The sequence below is a fragment of the Rhizobium herbae genome (genome assembly GCF_019511375.1).
GTDB classification, from domain to species: Bacteria; Pseudomonadota; Alphaproteobacteria; order Rhizobiales; family Rhizobiaceae; genus Pararhizobium; species Pararhizobium herbae_A.
In genome coordinates this window covers 944,579-968,137 of the sequence record NZ_JAEUAO010000002.1, presented here as the reverse complement: position 1 = coordinate 968,137, position 23,559 = coordinate 944,579, and the positions used below count along the sequence as shown (strand labels likewise).

Annotated in this window: 29 protein-coding genes; 9 read left to right on the top strand and 20 right to left on the bottom strand. The window is 61.2% G+C overall.

Annotated features, from left to right (window positions below):
- Positions 1 to 67 precede the first annotated feature (67 nt).
- From JNB71_RS11885 to JNB71_RS11875, 3 genes are all read right to left on the bottom strand, one after another.
- The gene (locus tag JNB71_RS11885; protein ID WP_220371975.1) at positions 68 to 1,144 is read right to left on the bottom strand and encodes a zinc-binding metallopeptidase family protein; all 1,077 of its coding nucleotides are present in this window, start codon (positions 1,142 to 1,144) and stop codon (positions 68 to 70) included.
- Positions 1,145 to 1,348: 204 nt separating this feature from the next.
- The gene (locus tag JNB71_RS11880; protein WP_220371974.1) at positions 1,349 to 1,540 is read right to left on the bottom strand and encodes a CsbD family protein; all 192 of its coding nucleotides are present in this window, start codon (positions 1,538 to 1,540) and stop codon (positions 1,349 to 1,351) included.
- Between the two features lie 118 nt (positions 1,541 to 1,658).
- Positions 1,659 to 2,261 carry a YqgE/AlgH family protein gene (locus tag JNB71_RS11875; RefSeq protein WP_431028705.1) on the bottom strand — a complete coding sequence of 201 codons (603 nt, stop codon included), beginning with the start codon at positions 2,259 to 2,261 and terminating at the stop codon, positions 1,659 to 1,661.
- Positions 2,262 to 2,458: 197 nt separating this feature from the next.
- Here JNB71_RS11875 and JNB71_RS11870 point away from each other — a divergent pair, with 197 nt between their 5' ends.
- Both JNB71_RS11870 and JNB71_RS11865 read left to right on the top strand, forming a co-directional pair.
- Positions 2,459 to 3,271, top strand: a complete 813-nt coding sequence (locus tag JNB71_RS11870; protein WP_223215818.1) for a protein-disulfide reductase DsbD domain-containing protein — start codon at positions 2,459 to 2,461, stop codon at positions 3,269 to 3,271.
- A 95-nt stretch (positions 3,272 to 3,366) separates the two neighbouring features.
- Positions 3,367 to 3,852, top strand: coding sequence for a peroxiredoxin (locus JNB71_RS11865; RefSeq protein ID WP_220371972.1), 486 nt, complete (start codon positions 3,367 to 3,369; stop codon positions 3,850 to 3,852).
- Between the two features lie 43 nt (positions 3,853 to 3,895).
- Here JNB71_RS11865 and JNB71_RS11860 read toward each other — a convergent pair whose 3' ends face one another.
- Positions 3,896 to 4,654, bottom strand: a complete 759-nt coding sequence (locus JNB71_RS11860) for an SDR family oxidoreductase (RefSeq protein WP_220371971.1) — start codon at positions 4,652 to 4,654, stop codon at positions 3,896 to 3,898.
- 84 nt (positions 4,655 to 4,738) lie between these two features.
- Between JNB71_RS11860 and JNB71_RS11855 the strand changes: the two genes are divergently transcribed.
- Positions 4,739 to 5,047: an ArsR/SmtB family transcription factor gene (locus JNB71_RS11855; RefSeq protein ID WP_220371970.1), complete on the top strand. Its 309-nt coding sequence runs from the start codon at positions 4,739 to 4,741 to the stop codon at positions 5,045 to 5,047.
- Between the two features lie 57 nt (positions 5,048 to 5,104).
- On the opposite strand, the gene JNB71_RS11850 is transcribed toward JNB71_RS11855, so the two are convergent.
- Both JNB71_RS11850 and JNB71_RS11845 read right to left on the bottom strand, forming a co-directional pair.
- Positions 5,105 to 5,584, bottom strand: a complete 480-nt coding sequence (locus tag JNB71_RS11850; protein ID WP_220371969.1) for an SRPBCC family protein — start codon at positions 5,582 to 5,584, stop codon at positions 5,105 to 5,107.
- A complete protein-coding gene (locus tag JNB71_RS11845; protein WP_220372255.1) occupies positions 5,581 to 5,925 on the bottom strand; it encodes an ArsR/SmtB family transcription factor in 345 nt (114 codons plus the stop codon). Before JNB71_RS11845 ends, JNB71_RS11850 begins: the two co-directional genes overlap by 4 nt.
- A gap of 209 nt (positions 5,926 to 6,134) precedes the next feature.
- Between JNB71_RS11845 and JNB71_RS11840 the strand changes: the two genes are divergently transcribed.
- Positions 6,135 to 6,797, top strand: a complete 663-nt coding sequence (locus tag JNB71_RS11840) for a peroxiredoxin (protein WP_220371968.1) — start codon at positions 6,135 to 6,137, stop codon at positions 6,795 to 6,797.
- 46 nt (positions 6,798 to 6,843) lie between these two features.
- Positions 6,844 to 7,881: an MBL fold metallo-hydrolase gene (locus tag JNB71_RS11835; RefSeq protein WP_220371967.1), complete on the top strand. Its 1,038-nt coding sequence runs from the start codon at positions 6,844 to 6,846 to the stop codon at positions 7,879 to 7,881.
- 34 nt (positions 7,882 to 7,915) lie between these two features.
- On the opposite strand, the gene JNB71_RS11830 is transcribed toward JNB71_RS11835, so the two are convergent.
- Positions 7,916 to 8,554, bottom strand: coding sequence for a class I SAM-dependent methyltransferase (locus tag JNB71_RS11830; protein ID WP_220371966.1), 639 nt, complete (start codon positions 8,552 to 8,554; stop codon positions 7,916 to 7,918).
- A 139-nt stretch (positions 8,555 to 8,693) separates the two neighbouring features.
- Between JNB71_RS11830 and JNB71_RS11825 the strand changes: the two genes are divergently transcribed.
- On the top strand, positions 8,694 to 9,509 hold the full coding sequence (locus JNB71_RS11825) for a DUF1194 domain-containing protein (RefSeq protein WP_346657253.1): 816 nt from the start codon (positions 8,694 to 8,696) through the stop codon (positions 9,507 to 9,509).
- 43 nt (positions 9,510 to 9,552) lie between these two features.
- Here JNB71_RS11825 and rnhA read toward each other — a convergent pair whose 3' ends face one another.
- The 12 genes from rnhA to coxB all read right to left on the bottom strand — a co-directional run bounded on the left by rnhA (position 9,553) and on the right by coxB (position 19,276).
- On the bottom strand, positions 9,553 to 9,996 hold the full coding sequence (rnhA, locus tag JNB71_RS11820) for a ribonuclease HI (RefSeq protein WP_018330149.1): 444 nt from the start codon (positions 9,994 to 9,996) through the stop codon (positions 9,553 to 9,555).
- On the bottom strand, positions 9,993 to 10,973 hold the full coding sequence (locus JNB71_RS11815) for a homoserine kinase (protein WP_220371964.1): 981 nt from the start codon (positions 10,971 to 10,973) through the stop codon (positions 9,993 to 9,995). The genes rnhA and JNB71_RS11815 overlap by 4 nt, the downstream gene beginning before the upstream one ends.
- A gap of 200 nt (positions 10,974 to 11,173) precedes the next feature.
- Positions 11,174 to 12,181 (bottom strand): 4-hydroxy-3-methylbut-2-enyl diphosphate reductase, encoded by a 1,008-nt coding sequence (gene ispH / locus JNB71_RS11810; protein ID WP_220371963.1) that lies wholly within the window; start codon positions 12,179 to 12,181, stop codon positions 11,174 to 11,176.
- Positions 12,182 to 12,184: 3 nt separating this feature from the next.
- Positions 12,185 to 12,550 carry a DUF1304 domain-containing protein gene (locus JNB71_RS11805; protein WP_220371962.1) on the bottom strand — a complete coding sequence of 122 codons (366 nt, stop codon included), beginning with the start codon at positions 12,548 to 12,550 and terminating at the stop codon, positions 12,185 to 12,187.
- 44 nt (positions 12,551 to 12,594) lie between these two features.
- A complete protein-coding gene (locus JNB71_RS11800) occupies positions 12,595 to 13,365 on the bottom strand; it encodes an SURF1 family protein (protein ID WP_220371961.1) in 771 nt (256 codons plus the stop codon).
- Positions 13,334 to 13,717, bottom strand: coding sequence for a DUF983 domain-containing protein (locus JNB71_RS11795; protein ID WP_220371960.1), 384 nt, complete (start codon positions 13,715 to 13,717; stop codon positions 13,334 to 13,336). The genes JNB71_RS11800 and JNB71_RS11795 overlap by 32 nt, the downstream gene beginning before the upstream one ends.
- A gap of 195 nt (positions 13,718 to 13,912) precedes the next feature.
- The gene (locus JNB71_RS11790; protein ID WP_220371959.1) at positions 13,913 to 14,791 is read right to left on the bottom strand and encodes a cytochrome c oxidase subunit 3; all 879 of its coding nucleotides are present in this window, start codon (positions 14,789 to 14,791) and stop codon (positions 13,913 to 13,915) included.
- A gap of 62 nt (positions 14,792 to 14,853) precedes the next feature.
- On the bottom strand, positions 14,854 to 15,462 hold the full coding sequence (locus tag JNB71_RS11785) for a cytochrome c oxidase assembly protein (RefSeq protein ID WP_220371958.1): 609 nt from the start codon (positions 15,460 to 15,462) through the stop codon (positions 14,854 to 14,856).
- Positions 15,463 to 15,474: 12 nt separating this feature from the next.
- Positions 15,475 to 15,615, bottom strand: coding sequence for a hypothetical protein (locus JNB71_RS11780; protein WP_220371957.1), 141 nt, complete (start codon positions 15,613 to 15,615; stop codon positions 15,475 to 15,477).
- A complete protein-coding gene (locus JNB71_RS11775) occupies positions 15,615 to 16,571 on the bottom strand; it encodes a heme o synthase (protein ID WP_220371956.1) in 957 nt (318 codons plus the stop codon). The genes JNB71_RS11780 and JNB71_RS11775 overlap by 1 nt, the downstream gene beginning before the upstream one ends.
- Positions 16,572 to 16,676: 105 nt before the next feature.
- A complete protein-coding gene (ctaD, locus tag JNB71_RS11770; protein WP_220371955.1) occupies positions 16,677 to 18,371 on the bottom strand; it encodes a cytochrome c oxidase subunit I in 1,695 nt (564 codons plus the stop codon).
- 20 nt (positions 18,372 to 18,391) lie between these two features.
- Positions 18,392 to 19,276, bottom strand: coding sequence for a cytochrome c oxidase subunit II (coxB, locus tag JNB71_RS11765; protein ID WP_220371954.1), 885 nt, complete (start codon positions 19,274 to 19,276; stop codon positions 18,392 to 18,394).
- Between the two features lie 432 nt (positions 19,277 to 19,708).
- Between coxB and JNB71_RS11760 the strand changes: the two genes are divergently transcribed.
- From JNB71_RS11760 to JNB71_RS11750, 3 genes are all read left to right on the top strand, one after another.
- A complete protein-coding gene (locus tag JNB71_RS11760) occupies positions 19,709 to 20,248 on the top strand; it encodes an invasion associated locus B family protein (protein ID WP_018330137.1) in 540 nt (179 codons plus the stop codon).
- Between the two features lie 79 nt (positions 20,249 to 20,327).
- Positions 20,328 to 21,743 (top strand): metalloprotease TldD, encoded by a 1,416-nt coding sequence (tldD, locus tag JNB71_RS11755; protein ID WP_220371953.1) that lies wholly within the window; start codon positions 20,328 to 20,330, stop codon positions 21,741 to 21,743.
- A 113-nt stretch (positions 21,744 to 21,856) separates the two neighbouring features.
- The gene (locus tag JNB71_RS11750; RefSeq protein WP_220372254.1) at positions 21,857 to 22,888 is read left to right on the top strand and encodes a polysaccharide deacetylase family protein; all 1,032 of its coding nucleotides are present in this window, start codon (positions 21,857 to 21,859) and stop codon (positions 22,886 to 22,888) included.
- 19 nt (positions 22,889 to 22,907) lie between these two features.
- Here the strand turns inward: JNB71_RS11750 and pdxH are convergent, their stop codons facing one another.
- Positions 22,908 to 23,540 carry a pyridoxamine 5'-phosphate oxidase gene (gene pdxH / locus JNB71_RS11745; RefSeq protein WP_262927100.1) on the bottom strand — a complete coding sequence of 211 codons (633 nt, stop codon included), beginning with the start codon at positions 23,538 to 23,540 and terminating at the stop codon, positions 22,908 to 22,910.
- Between the last annotated feature and the right edge of the window lie 19 nt (positions 23,541 to 23,559).

The window sequence follows — 23,559 nt, the reverse complement described above, 5'->3', positions numbered from 1 at the left end:
GGCAGCAGGCAGCAGGCAGTAGGCAGTAGAAATAGTCTCTGCCTTGGCGACAGCTATCGCCTATTGCCTATTGCCTATAGCCTGCTCCCGCCCGCCGTATCAGGCGGTTGATAAAGTCCAGCTTCTGCACGACTGGCGGCGAAAGCACGAACGGATAGCTGTCTGGCTGACCCATGCTGCGCTGGATGCTGTTCAGCGCCACGCTCAAGGGGATCCAGGCGTCGACCAGAGTCTGCGCATCCTTCGCCCGATAGGGGTCGAAATCGACTTCCGCCGCCATGCCTTCGTGGCGGCGCGGATCGGTGGACAGGCCGAAGGACCGGGCTGTTTCCAGCGTGTCGACGATATGGAAAGAGTGTGCCCAGCATTCGGCGAAGTCCTCTGCCGGATGCGTGCTGGCATAGGTGCTGATGAACCGTGTCTGCCAGTCGGCGGGAGGTCCCTGCTCGTAATTGCGGCGAAGCGCCTCGGCATAATCCGCCCGTTCGTCGCCGAACAGCGATCGCGCCTCGTTCAGGGTCTGGTCGTCGCGGACAAGCTGGCTCCAGTAGAAGTGACCGATCTCGTGGCGGAAATGGCCGAGCAGCGTGCGGTAGGGTTCGTTCATCTGCACGCGCACGCTTTCGCGCGTGGCGTCATCGGCTTCAGCCGCACGCAGACTGATCAGGCCGTCTTCATGACCGGTCATGGCGGGCACGAGGTTGCCGTAGCTATCGACCTCATCGGCGAGAAAATCGAAGACAAGCCCGCCCTGCGGATCGACGTCACGCCCGGGCCGCGGCAGATTCCAGCGCAACAGCGAATAGAACAGATGCCGCTGCGCCTGGCCGATCTTCTGCCAGCGGGCCAGCCCCTCCGGGTTGTCGGTGACCGGGACGATACGGTTATAGCGGCAGGCCTGGCAGTAGGCATGATCGTCGTTCGCCGCGATCAGCCAGTTGCAGATGTCATGCGCGGCATTGGCGCAGAAGCGGACATCTGCCGTCTGTTGCGCTGCTCCCTGCCACAGGTCACCGCCGGCCGTGATCAACGCCTGCATGGCCATGGCATCCGGCAGGAAGCCCAGCCGGGAGCCGCAATTTACGCAGACGCGATTATCGAAATGGACCGGATTTCCACAATTGCCGCATTCGTAAAGTCTCATGAAAAATCGTCCATCGAGGTCCGCAGGGCCCAACGAGCCCCCTGGGATAATCATCATTGCACTCGAGCAAAGGAATGCCCGCCGGCGAGAAGCACAGCGGGCACCGGCGCTAGAAATCTTCCATCCAGTTGAACCCGTCAGGACAGTCGATCCGCGCACCTTGGAGCTGTCCACCCATAAACGCAGGGGGCAGCAATTCTCACATTACATCCGGTCAATGGTGCCCTTTACGGCACTCTTGGCCTTACCAGTTGCTGATTGGACCTTGCCCTTGACTTCCTGACCCTTTCCCTCCGCCTGCAGTTTCCTGCTGCCGGTTGCCTTGCCGGCCGCCTGTTTGGCGTTGCCTGCGGCCTGATTGGCTGCGCCGGAAATCTTGTCGGAAGTGCTGCCCATGTTCAGTCTCCTTGAAACGTTGAGGACAGGACCAAGCGCCCGTGTCCTTGCGTTCGGAAAACGGAAGGCAGGTGAAATTGTTCCGGCAAAAAGCCGTAATGGCGGAAAAATCCGCCGGTCAGGCGTGACCGGCATCCATGGACAACGTCGCCGGGGAAACGCCCATCAGCGCCAGCGCGCGGTCATATTTGTCGTCGAGATCGCGGTCGAAGATCAGTTCCTCGCTCGCCGGGCAATTCAGCCAGCCATTGCTGGCGATCTCGCTTTCCAGCTGTCCGGCACCCCAGCCGGCATAGCCCAGCATCATCATCGCCTTGGACGGCCCCTCGCCACGCGAGATGGCCCGCACGATATCGAGCGTCGCCGTCAGGCAGATGTCATCGCTGACCGGAATGCTGGATTCGCTCAGGTAATCGTCGGAATGCAGGACGAAACCGCGGCCGGTTTCAACAGGCCCGCCGGTCTGGATCTGGAAATTGCGGGTGAGCGGCGGTAAACGGATGGCTTCTGCCTGATCGATGATCTGCAGGTGCAGAAGCACATCCGGAAAGGTCAGTTGCTGCGGACGGTTGAGCACGAAACCCATGGCGCCGTCACTCGAATGGGCGCAGACGAAGATGACCGTGCGGGCAAAATTGCTGTCGAACATGCCGGGCATGGCGATCAGGAACTGACCGTCTAGCAAACCGCGCTCGCGCTTCTTCTGAAATGTCGCCATCATGGTTTCAGCCTTCTGGGTCAATGAAAAGCGTCTCCACCCTCGTCCTTTGGTTTTGAGGCATTTCTCTGGTTTCCTCGGCTCGCCTCCATCAAGGAAAAATGATCCGGAGGTGAAAGCGGGCATCTTTCAACCATGCCCCAAAACCGATAAGCCTCATCCTCATGAAACATCATCGTCTCCTAGAGAATGCGACTCATTTGGCGGCGCTGGCAAGCCTTGCCGCATATTTTTTTATTATCCCCACTGTGCAGGCCGCGCAGAGCGAGTGGGCGCATTCCGAGGGCGGCGCGATCCGCATTGTCGCCGACAGGCTGCAGCCAGACGGGACGATCCCGGCCATCCTCGACATCCGCCTGCAACCCGGCTGGAAGACCTATTGGCTGGAGCCCGGAGCAAGCGGTATACCGCCACAGGTGAGCATCGATCCGAAGGATCGTGTCTCCGTTCTGGGAATGCGCTTTCCGCCACCGAAGAGCTTTGGCGAAGGTGTGGATCACTACACCGGTTACGACAAGTCCGTGGCTTTTCCGCTTCTGTTGGAGAGCGAGAGGAAGAGCGGCGATCTGTCTCTCAATATCTCGGTCTTCCTCGGCATCTGCAAGGACATCTGCATCCCTGTCCAGGCCGACCTCAGCCTTTCCTTGCCCGAAGGCACGGCAGAAAATCCACTCGACAGGGCGCGGATCGACGATGCCGTTGCCGCCTTGCCGGAGCAGCCGTCCGAGACGTTCAAGGTCAAGGCCGCGTCCTTCGATGCGTCGGGCAAGCGCCTTCGCCTATCGCTGGTGACGCCCGATGCATCAGCCGAAAAACCGCCCGAGCTTTTCCTCGCCGGTCCGCGTGGCTTCAGCTTCGGCAAGCCGGAAATCATCAGCGTCGCGAATGGAGCATTTGACGCAGAAGTGCCGGTGCGGGTTCCCGCAAAAGACGGCGCGCTGAAAAGCGGATCGGTCCTGCTCGTCGTGCGATCCGGCAAGCGCAGCATGGAAACCCCGCTTGCCTTTGACTGAGGCAATTCTATATTCATTCGCGACCCATCGCAGCGCCCGCTCCAACGGCGCGACTGCGCTTTTTGCCTTTCCGAAAAGCCTCGAGGAGTAAGACCGTGACCATTTCTGTCGGAGACAAGCTGCCTGCCGCCACGTTCAAGGAAAAGACCGCCGACGGCCCGGTCGAAATCACCACCGATCAGCTGTTTTCCGGCAAGACGGTCGTGCTGTTTGCGGTTCCCGGCGCCTTCACGCCGACCTGCTCGCTCAATCACCTGCCCGGCTATCTGGAAAACCGCGACGCGATCCTGGCACGCGGCGTCGACGACATCGCCGTCGTCGCCGTCAACGACCTGCATGTCATGGGCGCCTGGGCAACCGCGTCGGGCGGCATGGGCAAGATCCACTTCCTCTCGGACTGGAACGCCGCCTTCACCAAGGCGCTGGGCATGGACATCGACCTCTCGGCGGGTACGCTCGGCGTGCGTTCGAAGCGTTATTCGATGCTGGTGGAGAATGGCGTGGTCAAGACCCTGAACGTCGAGGAAAATCCAGGCCAGGCAACCGTTTCGGCTGCGGCGGCCATGCTGGAACAGATTTGAGGCAATACGGCCGGCTCTGTTGTCGGAGCCGGCCGTTTTCAGGTCATACCTGCGTCATGCCGCCATCGACGCTCAGTTCGATACCGTTGACATAGCTGGCGTCCGCCGAAGCGAGAAAAGTCACCGTGGTCGCGATCTCGTGCGGCTTTGCGACGTAGCCAAGCGGTACTGCCTGTTCGGCATGGCTGTGCAGGGCGGCGATCTGCTGCTCGTCCATCTTAAGACCGTTTTCCAGGATTGGCGTGCGTGTCAGGCCGGGGCTGACGGCATTGACGCGGATTTTTCGTTCCTTGAGATCATTGGCAAGCGTTCGGGCGAAAGAGCGCACAGCCGCCTTCGACGCATTGTAGAGACTGAGATCCGCCAGCCCCTTGTTGGCAACGATCGAGGCATTGAGCACGATCGCACCGCCGTCGGGAACGAGCGGCAGAAGCGTCTGCACGGTGAAAAACAGGCCTTTGACGTTGATATCGAAGGTCTTGTCGAATTCGGCTTCGGTCGTTGCGCCGAAGCTGTTCTTTTCCGCAATGCCGGCATTGGCGAAAAGCACATCGACACTGTCGCCGCGCTCCTCGATTTCCGCCTTGAGCTTCTCAATATCGCCGATCCTCGAGACATCCGAGACCACCGCAACGGCACGCTCGCCGAGCACCTCGACCGCTGCATCTAGGCTCTTGCGCGTGCGCCCGGTAACATAGACGCGCCTAGCCCCTTCCTTAAGGAAGGCGCCCGCCGTCGCCAGACCGATACCGGTCGAGCCCCCTGTTACAACCGCCACACGATCATCAAATCTCTTCGTCATGTACAATTTCCTTGTTTCCGTAATACGGTATTTCGAAAATACCGTAATATTGAAGTCTGTCAATCAGTGTGTTATCTGCGGTCCATGAGCCAGTTCTTTCATCCATCACGAGACCACATAACCCTGACCGGCGTCATGACCGCGCTCGGCGACCCGACGCGGCTGGCGATCGTAAAGACGCTCTACTGTTCAGCGGACGGCAGGAATTGCGGCGAAGCGGCCGCGCCCTTTCCGGACATGGCACGATCGACCCTTTCGGGCCACTTCCGGGTGCTGCGCGAGTCAGGTGTCATCCTGACGACCAAGAAGGGTGTCGAGAACATCAACGTGGTCCGTCTCGATGATCTGGAAGCGCGCTTTCCGGGGCTTTTGGAAAAGATCATGTCCTATTGACGGTGTGGCCTGAGCTGCGCCGGACGTAACCGAGCGCCCCCTTCTCGACGCTATCTTTCACCCGGCGGTTCCTTCGACCAATTTGGCAAGTTGCTCCACGACCGTGCCCCATCCGTCGTAGAAGCCCATTTCCGCGTGCATGTTCCGATCCGCCTTGTTCTTATGCATGACATAGGCGGTATAATCGGTGCCGTCCGGATGGTCATTCAATGTAATGATCGCGGTCATGAAGGGTTGCTCGGCTGGCCGCCATCCGGCGACCAGAGCGTTTGTGAAGACGATCCGCTCGCCTTCGGCGATATCCAGGAAACAGGCGCTCAGGTGGGGTTGGAAATCGCCGCCGTCCTCGCTGATGTGGGTGACGAACGCGCCGCCGGGACGCAGTTCCATGTCCACGACCTTGCACCTGGCCGGTGCCGGTATCCACCATTGTTCGAAACTGGCGGGATCGGTCCAGGCGCGCCAGACGAGCGAGCGTGGCGCCCGGATAATGCGGGAAATCGTCAGGTCGAAGTCCGGGTTTGCAGATCGGATCATGGTGTTTCTCCCTTCCTTTGAGCGGCTGCGACAAACCGCTCGAGCCGGTCCGTGCGACCTTCCCAGAGGGCGCGCTGTTCCGACAGCCACGTTTCGACGGCAGCGAACTGCTTCTTTTCGATGAGGCAGGTCCGGACGCGACCTTGCTTGCGTGTCCGGATCAAGCCGCTGCCTTCTAGAAAACGGATGTGCTTCATGAACGAGGGCAAGGCCATCTCGAAGGGCTTTGCCAGTTCGCTGATGCTGGCCGGACCTGCGCCCAGCCGCGCCAGAACGGCCCGGCGGGTGGGATCGGCCAGCGCTTGAAAAATGCCGTCCAGTTGCCCCGAATACTGTTCCATAAGGCTAAGTATCACGTCGCGACACTTAGCGCAATGGCTAAGTAACTTTCGTGCGACATCGTTGAAACGATGGTCGCGCGAACCGCATCAGCGGCCGGGAAAGATCAGGCGTCCTGTCTAATATTTCGCTTTGCCTAGTTTATCAAAAGGAGCAAACTGCGCCGGTTGGTGCTTTTGGTAAGCATCTCCTCAAGGCTATGGGGGATATCATGACACTTGCAATCAATGATCTTGCGCCGGATTTCACGGCAACCACCACCGAAGGCGACATCCGGTTCCACGACTGGATCGGCGACTCCTGGGCAGTACTCTTCTCCCATCCGAAGGATTTTACGCCGGTGTGCACGACCGAACTGGGATACATGGCCCGGATCAAGCCCGAATTCGACAGGCGCGGTGTCAAGATCATCGGCCTCTCGGTCGATCCACTGGATCGCCATTCCGGCTGGGTGAAGGACATCGAGGAAACGCAAGGGGCTGCACCGAACTTCCCGATGATCGCCGACACAGATTACACCGTGTCGAAGCTCTACGGCATGCTGCCGGCCGCGGTATCGGGCGACCCGACCCAGCGTACGCCGGCCGACAATCAGACCGTGCGCAACGTCTTCGTCATCGGACCGGACAAGAAGATCAAGCTGATCCTCGTCTATCCGATGACCACCGGGCGCAATTTCGACGAGGTGCTGCGCGTCATCGATTCGCTTCAGCTCACCGCCAAGCACAAGGTGGCCACGCCGGTAAACTGGAAGCAGGGCGACGACGTGATCATCGCCGGCTCGGTGACGGACGACGACGCGAGGAAGCAATATCCGCAAGGCTGGCGCGCACCAAAACCCTATATCCGGATCGTGCCGCAGCCGCAGGGATAGCATCGATGTCCAGCGCCGGCCGTAGAGACGCGCAACGGAGCCAACGATGATCTTCCGTCAGCTATTCGACAGCGTTTCCGGCACCTACACCTACCTCATCGCCAGCCGGCATGGGGGAGAGGCGCTGATCATCGACCCGGTGCTGGAAAAGGTCGACCGCTACTTGCAGCTCGTGCGCGAGCTCGATCTCAAGCTGGTCAAGGCCGTCGATACGCATCTGCACGCCGATCACATCACCGGGCTCGGCGCCCTACGTGACCGGACGCACTGCATCACGGTGATGGGCGAGCAGACGCTGGCCGATGTGGTCTCGATGCGCGTAGCAGAAGGCGACCGCGTTGCGATCGAGGGCCTCAGCCTCGACGTGCTCTACACGCCCGGCCATACGGATGATTCCTATTCCTTCCTCATGGGCGGGCGTGTGTTCACCGGCGACACGCTGCTCATTCGCGGCACCGGGCGCACCGACTTCCAGAACGGTGACCCGCGCCAGCAATATGATTCGATCTTCAACAAGTTGCTCAAACTGCCGGACGAGACGCTGGTCTTTCCGGCCCACGACTACAAGGGCGATACCGTATCGACCATCGGCGAGGAGAAACGCTTCAACCCGCGGCTCAGGGTCCGATCGGTCGATGAATATGTCGACATCATGAACAATCTCAACCTGCCCAACCCGAAGATGATGGATGTGGCCGTACCGGCCAATATTCATGTCGGCCTTCACCAGGAGGAGATCGCGCGCAAGGGCTGGGCCGTTTCGGCTGCCGAAGCAATGGCACTTAGCGGCCGCTCCGATATCGCGATCGTCGATCTGCGCGAGAAGGCAGAGCGCGAAAAGCACGGAACCATTCCGGGCGCGCTGCACGCGCCCTATCCGGAGTTGCAGGAGCACATCGGTCCTGGTGGCATCCTGCATGAGCTGGCGGCGGCAACCGGCAAGCGGATCGTCTTCTATTGCGCCTTTGGCGAGCGTTCGGCCATGGCGGTCGAGGCAGCACAGGACGCCGGCCTCACGAGCGCCTGCCACATCGAGGGCGGCATCGATGCCTGGAAGAAAGCTAACGGCCCGGTGGCCAGATGAACCGTCCCAAAGGCTGCCCGCCGCAACGATCGACTCACGCCAGGGCGTTCGCGCCCCCGGCCTTCTCGAACGTGCTGAACTGGAAGTTCTGCACTGAACCCCATGGCGTGACGTGCTGATAACGCCGCGTTGCGGCAAGCCTGAACCGGACACCGAGAACGGCCTGCAGGCCTTCCGCGTCGTATCGAGCCACGGGCAAGCCGCTGCATGTCTCAGGGCCATCCGGTGCAAAGGTGCCAATCACGGCCTTTCCGCCCTCCTTGAGGGCATGCACCAGCACGCGAACATAGGCCTGCTGCTCCTCCGCCGTCGTCAGGAAGTGAAAGGCGGCGCGGTCATGCCAAAGGTCATACTGTCTGTCGGGCGTCCACGTGGTCACATCCGATACCACCCACCGCACGCGATCGGCATTTGCCAGTCGAGCCTTCGCCGTCTCAAGGGCGGCGGCAGACAGATCGAGAACGGTAACATGGGCCTGGTCAAAGGCCTCCAAGGCATCCACCAATCGTGACGTGCCGCCGCCGATGTCGACGACGGACATGGCTGGTGCCAACCCGGCTTCTTGCAGCAGCGCCAGTGACAGCCCGGGGGTGTCCTCATACCAGCTGACTTCGCTCTCCGCCTTGGTGGTATAGACACCTTCCCAATGCGTTTGCCGGTCGATGGCGGTCATGAAATCATCTCTTCCCACAAAGCCTCCGCAGCGGCGATCGCGAAACTTCGGGCCTATGTTAACCTGCTTCAGACGGAACGACTACCGGGCGTGATGCGCAGGTGCCCGCGTGTGACGGACGCCTCGCCGTCGCGACTGAATGGCCAAGTGGATTGCCGCAATGAAACCGCTATGGGCGCTTCTTGTTTCCTTCTGTCTTCTGGGGGGAACGACGTCTGCCGAGCAATATACGGTAGATCTGGAACTGGTCATTGCCGTTGACGTCTCCTATTCGATGGAAATCGATGAGCAGCATTTGCAACGTCAGGGCTACGTTGACGCGTTCCTAAGGCCCGAGATCGCCAAAGCCTTGCAGCGCGGACCGCTCGGCAGAATTGCGGTGACCTACATCGAGTGGGGCGGTTCGGCTGTCCAGATCGTGCCCTGGACGCTGATTGACGGCCGGACGGCCGCGGCGCAGTTTTCCGACCTACTGCGCCGACAGCCGATCAGGCGCATCTCCTTCACATCGATCTCCAACGCGCTTGCGTTTGCACGAAAGCTCTTCCAAACCAGCCCCTTTCGAGGGAGCCGGCGCGTGATCGATGTATCCGGCGACGGCCCCAACAATGCCGGCGTCCCGGCTCCGGTCGGCAGGAACACGACTGTCGCTCAGCGCATCGTCATTGACGGTCTTCCCATTATGTTGAAGACCACGCCGGATTCGGCATCGATTCCGGATCTCGATGTCTATTATCGGGAATGCGTCATCGGCGGAGACGGGGCATTTCTGCTGAAGGTCACGAATGTGTCCCAGTTCGCCGAAACGATCCTACGCAAGCTCGTCATCGAGATTTCAGGTCTGGAGGTCAGCGGCACTCCGCAGCGCCAAACGGGCCCGGTGCGGGTTCAATACCCCAGGCCCTATAATTGTTTTATCGGCGAAGAAATGCAGGAGCGCTCCATTGGGAAATAGCGCCGTCTCGTCCCCTGGCGAGACGGCGAAATCCCACCTTGCCTTACCGCTTCTTCTTGAACGGCTCCATGCCCTTGCGGGCGAGTTCGTCGGCCCGTTCGTTTTCCACGTGGCCGGCGTGCCCTTTCACCCAATGCCAGGTCACCTTGTGGCGCTGGTTGGCGGCGTCGAGCGCCTGCCAGAGCTCGCCGTTTTTCACCGGCTTCTTTTCGCCCGTCTTCCAGCCGTTGCGCTTCCAGCCATGGATCCATTTGCTGATGCCGTCCATTACATATTTGCTGTCGGTGTAAAGATCGACCTCACAGGGCTGCTTCAGCGTGTTGAGCGCACTGATCGCAGCCAGAAGCTCCATCCGGTTGTTGGTGGTCTCGGGCTCGCCGCCGCACAGGTCCTTTTCCACGTCGCCGTAGCGTAGCACCGCGCCCCATCCACCCGGTCCGGGGTTACCGGAGCAGGCGCCATCGGTGAAGATATCGACATGTTTCATGCGGGCTTTGTCTCGTGGGTCAGGCCATATTCAACGGCAGTTGCGACGGAGCGATGAAACTGCAGCTTCTTCAGATATTCGAGCGGGTCCTTCTTGACCACCAGCGCCCCCGGCGGCGTCGTCAGCCAGTCGTAGAGACGCGTGAGGAAAAAGCGCAGCGCCGAGCCGCGCGCCAGAAGCGGCAGCGCCTCGATCTCGGCTTCGGTCAGCGGCCGCATGCTCTGGTAACCGGACAAGAGCGCCATGCCCTTGGTCATGTTGAAGGCGCCGTCCTTTTCGAAGCACCAGGCGTTCAGGCAGACCGAGACGTCATAGGCAAGGAAGTCGTTGCAGGCAAAATAGAAGTCGATCAGGCCGGAAAGTCCGTCGCCGAGGAAGAAGACGTTGTCGGGAAAAAGATCGGCGTGGATGACGCCTTCCGGCAGGTCCTTCGGCCAATTGACTTCGAGGAAATCGAGTTCAGCGGCGATCTCGGCCTTGAGGCCCGCCTGCACCTCGTCGGCACGGTCACGGGAATTGTTCCAGAGCGGGCGCCAGCTGTCGACTGACAACGCGTTGCGACGGCGGATCCCGAAGCCCTCGCCCGCCACGTGCATTGCCGCCAGCGCCTTGCCGACCTCGCGGCAATGATTGGCATTGGGCTTGCGCAGCCACATGCCTTCGAGGAACGAGATGACGGCGGCCGGCCGGCCGGAAAGCTCGCCGAGCAATTTTCCGTCCGCACGCGGCAGCGGCAGCGGGCAGGAAAGGCCCTTGTCGGCCAGATGATGCATCAGTCCGAGGAAGAACGGCAGGTCGTTCTGGTCCACCCGCTTTTCATAAAGCGTCAGGATGTAGGAGCCCTTGGTGGTGTGCAGCAGGAAATTGGTATTTTCCACACCCTCGGCAATGCCCTTGTAGGACGTCAGCGTGCCGACGTCATAGGCGGTCAGAAAATTGGCGAGATCGTCTTCCGTGATGTCGGTATAAACTGCCAAGGTCTGTTCTCGCGGTTGTAAGTGTTGAATTTGTCTTGCCGGGGATGGATCCTGCGGTCATCCCTCGGTATTGAGCCGAGAACGAGGATGACGGAGCGAGGGAGCAAGCGCAACGGTGACGACTGGCTTGAGGAGGCAGGAAACCCAAGGTCGTCATCCTCGGGTCTGGCCCGAGGATTCATGCCACCTGCCCTCATCGCCTAATCTCCATTCACGAACGCCATGTCCTGAGCGGTCAGCGGCACGTGGCGAAGCTCACGGTTGACAAGGAAATTCTCGGTCTCCTCGACCGTGTCGGCAAGCTCCACCGACGCGTCGTAACGCTCGCGAAAGGCCTCGATAATCTCGTTGACGATGACTTCCGGTGCCGAGGCGCCGGCCGACAACCCTACGGTGGCGATATCGCCGATATCATCCCAGTCGATTTCCGACGCGCGCTGGACAAGCACCGATTTCCTTGCACCGGCGCGAAGCGCAACCTCGACCAACCGCTTGGAATTGGACGAATTCGGAGCACCGACGACGAGGAAGAGATCGCAGCCAGGTGCCGCCTGCTTCACGGCCTCCTGGCGGTTGGTCGTGGCATAGCAGATCGAATCGGCGGCCGGTGCGGTCAGGTTCGGAAAGCGTTCATGCAGCCGCTTGATGACGCCGGCCGTGTCATCGACCGACAGCGTCGTCTGGGTGACGAAGCCGAGATTGTCGGGATCCGGCGGCACGTAATTGTCCGCGTCCTCGACGGTCTCGATCAGCGATACGGCACCTTCCGGCAATTGCCCCATGGTGCCGATGACTTCCGGATGGCCGGCATGGCCGATCAGCACGACATGGCGGCCGAGGCGCTGGTGGCGCATGGCCTGCTTGTGGACCTTGGAAACCAGCGGGCAGGTCGCATCGAGATAAAACAGATTGCGGGTCTCTGCATCGGCGGGAACCGACTTCGGCACGCCATGGGCGGAGAAGACCACCGGCTGCTTGCGATGTTCCTCGGGAATCTCGTCGAGTTCCTCTACGAAGATCGCGCCCTTGGCCTCAAGCCCCTCGACGACATATCGGTTGTGAACGATCTCGTGACGGACATAGACCGGGGCGCCATATTCCTTCAGTGCCAGAACGACGATCTGGATCGCCCGGTCGACGCCGGCGCAAAAGCCGCGCGGGCCGCAGAGGCGGATGGTGATCGGTTTCCTTGCCGAGAAAGATGCCATGGATCAGGGTGCCAAAACAGTGAACAGAAGTGCCAGGATCGCCGGGCCGCCCTGCACCAGAAAGATGCGCGGCTTGACCGACCATGCGCCATATATAGCGGCAACGATCACGCACACAAGGAAGAACAGCTTCAACTGAAAGGCAAATTCCGGCGGCGAGGCGATCAGCGACCAGACAAGGCCGGCGGCGAGAAAGCCGTTGTAGAGCCCCTGATTGGCCGCCAGCACCTTTGTCGCTTGCGCGCGCTCTTGCGACATGCGGAACACCTTTCTCGCCAGCGGTGCTGTCCAGAAGAACATTTCAAGCACGAGAAAGCCGACATGCAGCAAGGCTGTTACGGCAATCAGTATGTTGGCGATGATGGTCATAGGTCCCCCGGCAGTCGTTCCATGTTCTGCAGCAGCGCGCCCGATTATCTCTTTCGCCGAAGGATGAACACGCCGCAGACGGCAACCAGCGCCGCGGCCAGGCCATACCATGTCACGGCGTATTGCAGGTGGTTGTTCGGCAGGTCGAACTGCGTAACTCCGCCGATCGGCATGCCGCCCGGAATGGGCGTTGTGTCCGCATCGACGAAGAACGGCACGACCTGCGCAGCATCCAGCCCGGCGCTCGACGCCATGACGTCCAGGTCCTTCCAGTAGAAGATGTTCTTGGCGACATCATTGTCGGGGACGGCCCAGGACGGCTTTTGCGTGAGTTTGACGCGCGCAAGGCCGGTGACGGTCTGCGCTCCGCTGAGCTGCCCCTGCCTGCGCGTCGCGGCTTCCTTGCGCTCGAAGGGGACGAAGCCGCGGTTGACGAGAAGGAAACGGCCGTCGGCTAGCTGCAGCGGCGTGTAGACGTAATAGCCTGTCCGGCCCTCATAGGTGGCGAAGAAGTGCCGTTCCTTGTCGTTGAGATAGGTGCCGGTGACGCGCACCGTGCGGTAGTCGATATCCTCGCCGGCCTGGGCCATCGCCTCGATCGCGGCCAGATCGACCGGCGGTGCTGCGCGGCGCTCGGTCATTGCTGCGAGCAGACCCTCTTTCCAATGGAGCCGCTGCACCTGCCATGTGCCGAGCGACAAGAGAATGGCGAGCGCGATGAGGACAAGGACAATGCCGGCCGCGCGGCCGAACGACACGCCGCTTTTCTTCCCGCTGGCAGCTTCAACCACGATCGATCTCGCCCTGCCGCGCATTGTTTCGGTACTGCAGGTTGACCAGGATGCCCTTCAGCATACGCATCAGGACAAGGCTGAAGATACTGGCAAGCGGAATCCAGAGCAGGAAGTGCAGCCACAGCGGAGGGTTTATGTTTATCTCCGTCCATAGCGCCGCGCCAACAACGATGAAGCCGACGATCAGGATGACGAACACCACGGGACCGTCGCCGGAATCGGCGAACTTGTAGTCGAGGCCACAGCTCGTGCAGGCCGGTTTCACCTTCAGGAACCCGTCGAACAGCTTGCCCTGGCCGCAGCGCGGGCAAAGTCCCTTGACCCCGGCCTTGACCGGATCGACTGGGGGGAAATGCGCACTGTCTTCGTTCATGGTTTCATGTCCTGTTTGCCGTCCAATTTCCATAACGCATTCGTCGCGCAAGCGATATATCGGCCACCGCGACCTTTGGGCTCATTCGAGGGGCGCGTGCCAGACAAATCCGCCCCGCGCGGCAGCATTGCCGAAAATGAAAAAGGCGGGCGCCTCGGCACCCGCCTTTTTTGAATTTCTCAAATAAGGACCCGATCAGCCGTGGGCGAGCGGTGCGCCCCATCCGCCCCAGACGTAGATCGAGAAGAACAGGAACAGCCAGACCACGTCGACGAAGTGCCAGTACCAGGCGGCGGCTTCGAAGCCGAAATGCTGCTTGGGGGTGAAATCGCCCTTGACCGCGCGCAGCAGGCAGACGAGCAGGAAGATCGTGCCCACCAGAACGTGGAAACCGTGGAAGCCCGTCGCCATGAAGAAGGTCGCGCCGTAGATCGAATCCTTGAAGGCGAACGGTGCGTGGGCATATTCGTAGGCCTGGACGCTCGAGAACAGGATGCCGAGCAGTACCGTCAGCGTCAGACCACTGACGAGGCCCTTGCGGTCGCCGTGCAGCAGCGCATGGTGCGCCCAGGTCACGCAGGTGCCCGAGAGAAGCAGGATGACGGTGTTGTAGAGCGGCAGGTGCCAGGGATCGAGAACCTCGATGCCCTTGGGCGGCCAGACGCCGCCGGTAAAGGCTGTGCGCGTCGCCTGGATGGCTTCGCCCGAAAAGAGGCTGGCGTCGAAGAACGCCCAGAACCAGGCGACGAAGAACATCACTTCCGAGGCGATGAACATGATCATGCCGTAGCGCAGGTGCAGCGACACGACGCGGGTGTGATGGCCCTCATGCGCTTCCTTGATCGTGTCCGACCACCAGCCGAACATCGTGTAGAGCACGACGACGAGGCCGATGAAGAACACCCACGGATTGGCAAGTTCGAGACCGAACATCTTGAACGAACCGCCGGCCAGGTAGCGCATGTAGGCAACGCCACCGAAGGCCATGATGAAGGCGCCGATCGATGCCAGGAGCGGCCAGGGGCTCGGGTCGATGATGTGGTAGTCGTGGTTTTTCTGATGCGCACCGGCCATATGAATAATCCCCGATAAGTCTGTCTCGTATCGCCTCCGGCTTAGCCGAAAACGGTGATCTGTCAAAGCTTGTTGTCAGTCTTTCCCGGCTTCACCGTCGGGCCGGCAATCGGCTTCGACGGTTCGCGGGCGTAGAAGGTGTAGGAAAGCGTCAGCGTGTTGATACCCTTGGTCTCGACCGTATTGACGATTTCCGGATCGACGAAGAACACCACCGGCATCTCCATCTTTTCGCCGGGTTGCAGCGTCGTCTCGGTGAAGCAGAAGCATTGCACCTTGTTGAAATAGGCACCGGCCGCCATTGGCGTCACGTTGAACACAGCCTGCCCCGTGGTCGGCTTCCTCGACATGTTCGTCGCTTCGAACGCGACCTGCACCGTCTCGCCGATCTTCAGTTCGATGTCGCGCTGAACCGGCTTGAAATCCCATGGCAGGCCCGGTGCGGTATTGGCGTCAAAGGTCACCTTGATGGTCTTGTCGAGGACGACGTCGGAGGCCTGCTCGACGCGCTTCGTCGTGCCGTTGTAGCCGGTGACCTTGCAGAACATGTCGTAGAGCGGAACGGCGGCATAGGCCATGCCGACCATGCCGAACACGAAGGCGACGCAGGACGCGACGATGACGCCGTTTGCGCGCTCCTTCTTACGATCTGCATTGTTCGCCGTTGACATCCGCCGTTGATCCTACTGCATCATGCCGCTGCTGAACTTGATCAGCGTCACGACATAGAAGACGGCAACCAGCCCGAAGAGCACGACGCCGAGCGCGATGTTGCGGCCGCGGCGCGACTTCCTCTGGGCGTCCGAAAGCGACACGAGTTCCATCAGGCAACCTTTCCGACAGTGAGCCACAGGGTGGCAATCAGATGATCGACCATCAGCGCGGAGAAGATCGCGAAGAGATAGAGGATCGAGAAGGCAAAGAGTTTTTTGGCCGGGATCATCTTCTCGTCACCTTCCGGCATGCGGTGAACGCCGATCGAGTACCAGATGAAGCCGAGACCAAGACAGAGTGCAATTGCGCCGTAGGCGGTGCTGGCGAATCCAAGGGCCGTCGGCACGACGCCGATCATGGCGGTCAGCACGGCATAGATGACGATCTGGTTCTTGGTTGTCGCCTCGCCGCAGACATTCGGCATCATCGGCACGCCGACTGCGCCATAGTCGCGCATCTTGAACAGCGCGAGCGCCCAGAAATGGGCGGGCGTCCACAGAAAGGTGATCAGGAAAAGCACGATGCTTTCGATCGAAATTGCATTCGTCACGCAGGCCCAGCCGATCATCGGCGGGAAAGCGCCGGCGGCACCGCCGATGACGATGTTCTGGGGCGTCGAGCGCTTAAGCCACATCGTATAGATGACGACATAGAAGAAGATCGTGAAGGCGAGCAGCCCGGCCGACAGCCAGTTGACGACGATGCCCAGAATGCAGACCGAGAAGGCCGAGAGCGTCAGGCCGAAGGCGAGCGCTTCCTTCGGCAGGATCTTTCCCGCCGGGATCGGCCGCCTCGCCGTGCGGGTCATCACCGCATCGATATCGGCGTCGTACCACATGTTGAGCGCACCGGAGGCTCCGGCGCCAACGGCGATACAGAGGATGGCGATGAAGCCGATGAAGGGATGGATGTGGCCCGGCGCCAGCACCATGCCGGCAAGTGCTGTGAACACCACCAGCGACATGACGCGCGGCTTCAGCAGCTCGAAGAAATCGCGCGCAGAGGCTTCCGAGAGACGAGCGCCGCCTTCCGGACCCATTGCTTCGTGATTTTCGATGACCGTCATATCTCGTCCTTGGATCGTTTCGGCACTTATCCCGCGCCGTCCTGCCGGTTAGCCCGACGTGGAGCGAAGCCGCCGTTTCCGGCGGCTTCGGAGTGAAAGCGGCGCTTACTTGATGCGCGGCAGCTGTTCCCACTGGTGGAACGGCGGCGGCGACGTCAGCTGCCATTCCAGCGTGTTGGCACCCTCGCCCCACGGATTGTCGCCGGCAACGCGCTTCTTGGCGAAGGCTTCGAAGACGCAGAAGAGGAAGATCAGGACGCCGACGGCCGAGATGTAGGAGCCGTAGGACGATACCATGTTCCAGCCGGCATAGGCATCCGGATAGTCGATGTAGCGGCGCGGCATGCCGGCAAGGCCGAGGAAGTGCTGCGGGAAGAACACCAGGTTGACGCCGACGAACATCACCCAGAAGTGCAGCTTGCCGAGGAATTCCGAATACATGTAGCCGGTCATCTTCGGGAACCAGTAGTACCATGCGGCGAAGATCGCGAAGACGGCGCCGAGCGACAGAACGTAGTGGAAGTGGGCAACCACGTAGTAAGTGTCGTGCAGCGAACGGTCGAGGCCGGCATTGGCGAGCTGGACGCCCGTGACGCCGCCGACCGTGAACAGGAAGATGAAGCCGATCGCCCAGACCATCGGCGTGGTGAAGCGGATCGAGCCGCCCCACATCGTCGCGATCCACGAGAAGATCTTCACGCCGGTCGGAACCGCGATGACCATCGTCGCGAAGACGAAGTAGCGCTGCGTGTCGAGCGACATGCCGACCGTGTACATGTGGTGCGCCCAGACGATGAAGCCGACGGCGCCGATGGCGACCATGGCGTAGGCCATGCCGAGGTAACCGAAGATCGGCTTCCTGGAGAAGGTCGAGACGATGTGGCTGATGATGCCGAAGCCGGGCAGGATCAGGATGTACACTTCCGGGTGACCGAAGAACCAGAACAGGTGCTGGAACAGGATCGGGTCGCCGCCGCCTTCGGGCGCGAAGAAGGCCGTACCGAAGTTGCGGTCTGTGAGCAGCATCGTAATGCCGCCTGCCAGGACCGGCAGCGAGAGCAAGAGCAGGAAGGCGGTGATCAGCACCGACCAGGCAAACAGCGGCATCTTGTGCAGCGTCATGCCCGGAGCGCGCATGTTGAGGATGGTGGTGATGAAGTTGATCGCACCGAGGATCGACGAGGCGCCGGCGATGTGCAGGCCGAGGATCACCAGGTCCATGGAGGGACCGGGCTGCCCGGATGTCGAATAGGGCGGATAGACCGTCCAGCCGCCGCCCGACCCATACGCGCCCGCCGGGCCTTCGACGAACATCGACAGGAGCACGAGCAGGAAGGCTGGGATGATCAGCCAGAAGGAGATGTTGTTCATGCGCGGGAAGGCCATGTCGGGCGCACCGATCATGATCGGCACCATCCAGTTGGCGAAACCGCCGATCAGTGCCGGCATGACCATGAAGAAGATCATGATCAGCGCGTGCGCGGTCGTGAACACGTTGAACATGTGCTTGCCGCCGTCGATGGCTGCATCGCCCTCGAAGCCGTAGACCATCGAAGCCAGGCCGTGGAAGATCTGGATGCCCGGCTCTTGCAACTCGGCGCGCATGAAGACCGACAGGGTGCCGCCGACGATGCCGGCGAAGATCGCGAAGATCAGGTAGAGCGTGCCGATATCCTTGTGGTTGGTCGACAGAAACCAACGCTGGAAGAAGGTCAGCGGCTTGTGGGCGTGGTCATGGTCGTGCCCATGATCATGGGCGTGATCATGACGGTGATCGTGTTGCGCGGTTGTTCCGGCCATGGGTCGAGTTCCCCTTCGAATTACTGTGCGGCGTTTGCAGCGACGTCGACGGTCTTTTCCGCGCCGTCGATGGAAGCCATGAGGGCCTTGTTCGCATCACCGATATTGGTGGCGGCGGCAGCAAGCCAAGTGTTGTACTTGTCTTCGCTGACCACGCGGATGGCGATCGGCATGTAGGCATGGTCCTTGCCGCAAAGCTCGGAACACTGGCCGTAGTAAAGACCCTCACGGTCGGCCTTGAACCAGGTTTCGTTGAGGCGGCCTGGAACGGCATCAATCTTCACACCGAACGCCGGCATGGCGAAAGCGTGAATGACGTCTGCGGCGGTCACGAGAACGCGGACGGTCTTGCCGACGGGCACGACGACCTCGTTGTCGACGGCGAGAAGACGCGGATATTCCGCCTTGTCTTCCTTGCCGAGCGCAGCGCGATCTTCTTCCTTCATCATCAGGCTGTCGAAGGTCAGCGGGCTTTCGCCGACTTCATATTCATAGGACCAGTACCACTGGTTGCCGGTCGCCTTCACCGTCAGGTCAGGATTTGCAGGCGGCGTGAGCTGCGCGGTCAGGAGCTGGAAGGACGGAATGGCCAGGAAGAGCAGAACGAGGACCGGGCCGACCGTCCAGATGATCTCGATCATCGTGTTGTGGCTGGTCTTGGAGGGAACCGGATTGGCCTTTTCGCGGAACCGGACCACGATCCAGACCAACAGAGCCAGGACGAACAGCGTGATCGGGATGATGAACCACAGCGTATAGTGCTCGAACCATGTGATTTCTTCCATGATTCCGGTTGCTGCCGGCTGAAAATTGGTCTGCCAAGCGACCGGCTTGTCGGCAAAGGCGTTCGTAGCAAAAAGCAGACAGGCAATCGATGCCAGAACTGCATAAGCCTTGTTTTTCACAATATGTCTCCCTGGGCGCTTGATCAGGATCAAACCGAAACGCAGAATCCCTGCGATACTGAAGCGCTTCAAACCACAGTTTGATCAGCGCCGCAACATCTGTCCCTACAAGCCCATGCGGCATTTTTGCGCAAACCGTGCTTTTCGCACAGGCTCTCGAGCGATGCGGTCTTCCGTAGGCGCGCGGCGAAAGAAGACCGCACCGGCACCATCCGGCATGTCATGTCGATGCCGCAGGCTATACCATACTTGGGACTGCCAACACCACGGCGATACCTGCTCCTTTGCGATTTACGGCTTGCCTTGCCGCCTGCGCCTGCTGCGGGAGCCCCATTTCCGCCACACCGGGCTGGAATGTACCGCCGCGGGGCTTTTCATTTGCGTGCACGCACTTCAAGAATAGCCGGACTGATTCTTAAGTTTGAGGTTTACATGGGCCTGCCCCTCCTTTCCCGGCTGCCGATCGCGGCGCTCGGGCTTGCCGCCACTCTTCTTTCCTATACGGCAGCGGCCCAGCAGCCCGGAGCGCAACAGCCAGGCACACCGGGTACGGTGAAGTCGAACCACGGGGCCTGGTCGATCGTTTGCGACCAGCCGGCGGGCGCAAGTGCCGAGCAATGCGCCCTGATGCAGAACGTCATTGCCGAAGATCGCCCGGAAGTCGGATTGTCGGTGGTGGTCCTGAAGACGGCCGATCGCAAGGCGAAGATCCTGCGCGTCCTTGCACCGCTCGGCGTTCTGCTGCCCAACGGCCTCGGCCTCAATGTCGATGGCAAGGATATCGGACGCGCCTATTTCGTCCGCTGCTTCTCGGATGGCTGCTACGCCGAGGTGGTTCTGGAAGAGGAACTGTTGAAAACCTTCCGCAGCGGAGCGACTGCCACGTTCATCGTCTTCCAGTCGCCGGAAGAAGGCATCGGTATCCCAGTCGACCTCAAGGGCTTCGGCGACGGATATGACGCGCTGCCCTGAACGCCGACATCTCCGCTTGCCCCCCTCCGAACCTGTCCCTACATAGTGCACCATATCCTCAGCATATGGAGCTTCGCCGATGGACACCGATCTCATCAAACTGTTCGACAGCGACGAGGCGGTCGTGCGCGAGGTGCTGGCCAGGACGCTGTCGGGCGCCGATGACGGCGAGTTGTTCATCGAGCACAGCCAGTCGGAAACCTTGTCCTTCGACAATGGCCGCCTGAAGGGCGGCAGCTTCAACACGGACCAGGGGTTTGGCCTGCGCGCCGTTGCCGGGGAAGCGGTCGGCTATGCGCATGCCGGCGATCTCTCGCTCTCTGCCTTGAAGCGGGCCGCCGATGCGGTCGGCGCGGTGACCCGCGGCTATTCCGGCAGCTATGCGGCGGCACCGCAGCGCACCAACAGACGCCTCTACGGCGACGAGAACCCGATCGGCGAACCGAGCTTCGAGGCCAAGGTGTCGCTGCTTGCCGAGATCGACGCCTATCTGCGGGCCAAGGATCCGAAGGTAAGGCAGGTCACCGCCTCGATTGCCGCCAGTTGGCAGGTGATCGACATCCTGCGCGCCGACGGCGAGCGCATGCACGACGTCCGGCCGATGACGCGGCTCAACATTTCCGTGGTCGTAGGCGAAGGCGACCGGCAGGAATCCGGGACGTATGGTGTCGGCGGCCGGCGCGGATTCGGCGATTTCGTTACCGCCGACAACTGGCAGCGCGGGGCCGACGAGGCGTTGCGGCAGGCACTGGTCAATCTGACGGCGATCGACGCGCCGGCCGGGACCATGGATGTCGTGCTTTCCTCCGGCTGGCCGGGGGTGATGCTGCATGAAGCCGTCGGCCACGGGCTCGAGGGCGATTTCAATCGCAAGAAGACGTCGGCTTTCGCCGGGCTGATGGGCCAGACGGTCGCTGCCAAGGGCGTCACCGTGGTCGACGACGGCACCATCGAGTCGCGCCGCGGGTCGCTGACCATCGACGACGAGGGCACTCCGTCCGGTTACAACGTGCTGATCGACGACGGCAAGCTCGTCGGTTACATGCAGGACCGCCAGAACGCCCGGTTGATGGGCATGAAGCCGACCGGCAACGGGCGGCGCGAATCCTACGCGCATGTGCCGATGCCGCGCATGACCAACACCTATATGCTTTCCGGCGACAAGACACCCGAAGAGATCGTCGCGTCTGTGAAGAAGGGCATCTATGCCGTCTCCTTCGGCGGCGGCCAGGTCGATATCACCTCGGGCAAATTCGTCTTCGGCTGCACCGAGGCCTATCTGATCGACAACGGCAAGATCGGCGCGCCGGTGAAGGGCGCAATGCTGATCGGCAACGGCCCGGACGCGATGCAGCGCATCACCATGATCGGCAACGACATGAAGCTGGACACCGGCATGGGCAATTGCGGCAAGGGCGGCCAGTGGGTGCCCGTCGGGGTCGGCCAGCCGCATCTGAGGATGAACGAGATGACCGTCGGCGGGACGCAAGCCTGAGCACAGCCGTCGCGACGGTATTGAACGGCCGATTCAACAGGTGTTAACGCCACCGCCATTAAGGTCGGGCCCTCGAAACCTCAGCCCGAAGGGTGGCAACAGCCGTGAAAGCCATGCTGCGAAAGGCCGCCAGGCGCGCCGCCATCACCGGCGGCCTCAACGTCGCGCGTGTCATCAGTTCGACCGGCCTGCTGCGCCGCGCACGCGGGCGCGGTGCGATCTTCACGCTCCATCACGTCCGGCCAAAAGCGGCGCGCGCCTTCGATCCCAATGCGCATCTGGAGATTACGCCGGAGTTTCTCGATACCGCGATCACCCGGCTGAAGCGTGACGGGTACCGGTTCATTGCGCTCGACGCCCTGCCCGCTCACCTTGCCTCGAGCGATCCACAGCCCGTTGCTGCGTTCACGCTCGATGACGGCTACCGCAACAATCTCGAATACGCAGCGCCAGTCTTTTCCCATCATCGCGTGCCCTTCACCGTCTTCGTTGCCGGTGGGTTCGTCGATCGGACCGCAATCCTCTGGTGGGAAGTCCTTGCCGACCTGCTGGAGCGACAGACGAGCCTCAGGTTCCAATTCGACAAGGACATGGAGACACTGCCGGCCGCGACGCTGCTGCAAAAGCAGGCGGCCTTTGATCGTGTCGCCGCCTTCATCCATGCGATCGACGAAACGGTAGCGGTGGACCGGCTGAAGGCCATGGCCGATCTTCAGGGCGTCGATGCACTGAAGCTGACCGCCGACCTCACCCTGGACGAAGCCGGCCTGCGGAAACTCATTGAAAATCCACTGGCCAGCCTTGGCGCCCACACGATCACGCATCGGGCGCTGGCGCGCCTGACGGACGACGTCGCACGAACCGAGATGGACCGCTCGGCCATGCGCGTCGAGCGGATCACCGGCCGCAGGCCCGCCTTGTTTGCCTATCCCTATGGCTATAGCGGCACCGTTTCGCCGCGCGATCACGCGATCGCGAGCCACCTCGGCTTCACGACAGCCGTTACCACGCAGCCGGGCACTCTGGCCAATGGCCTGGCAAAGACCGCTCTTCCCCGCATTTCGCTGAACGGCCATTTTCAGAAAGCGGGCTATGTCAGCGCGCTCGCATCGGGGATTCCCTTCAGGCTGATGGCCGGAAACTAGCCCACGGAACCGGCACCGCTCAGGGATACATCCTCACCTTGCTCCAGTTGCCATCTGGCGTCTCGCGACGGAATTCGATGCGGTCGTGCAGGCGGAAGGCGCCGTCCTTCCAGAATTCGATCGACGTCGGCTTGATCCGGAAGCCGGACCAATAGGCCGGGCGCGGGATTTCACCAATGACATAGCGCGCCGTATATTCAGCCACGGCCTTTTCAAGCGCGAAGCGGCTCTCGAGCGGCCGCGACTGTTTCGACGCCCAGGCGCCGATGCGGCTGCCGCGGGCGCGACTCTTGAAATATTCGTCGGCCTCTTCGTTGCTGACGATCTCGACGGGGCCGCGCACTCGCACCTGGCGGCGCAGGGTCTTCCAGTGGAAACACATCGCGGCCTTCATGTTGCCGAGGATTTCCTGGCCCTTGCGGCTCTCAAAGTTGGTGTAGAAGACGAAGCCGCGCTGATCGAAATCCTTCAGGAGCACCATGCGCACATCCGGCAGCCCGTCCGCATCGACCGTTGCCAGCGCCACGGCAGTGGGATCGTTGATCTCCGACGCCTCGGCCTCTTTCAGCCATGTGCCGAAAAGGGAAAAGGGTTCGTTCTCTTCCGTGAAGTCACCAGTTGTTAACCCAGTCTCGCTCATATTGTCGTCCAATGCCGTGATGTGGGCGCGG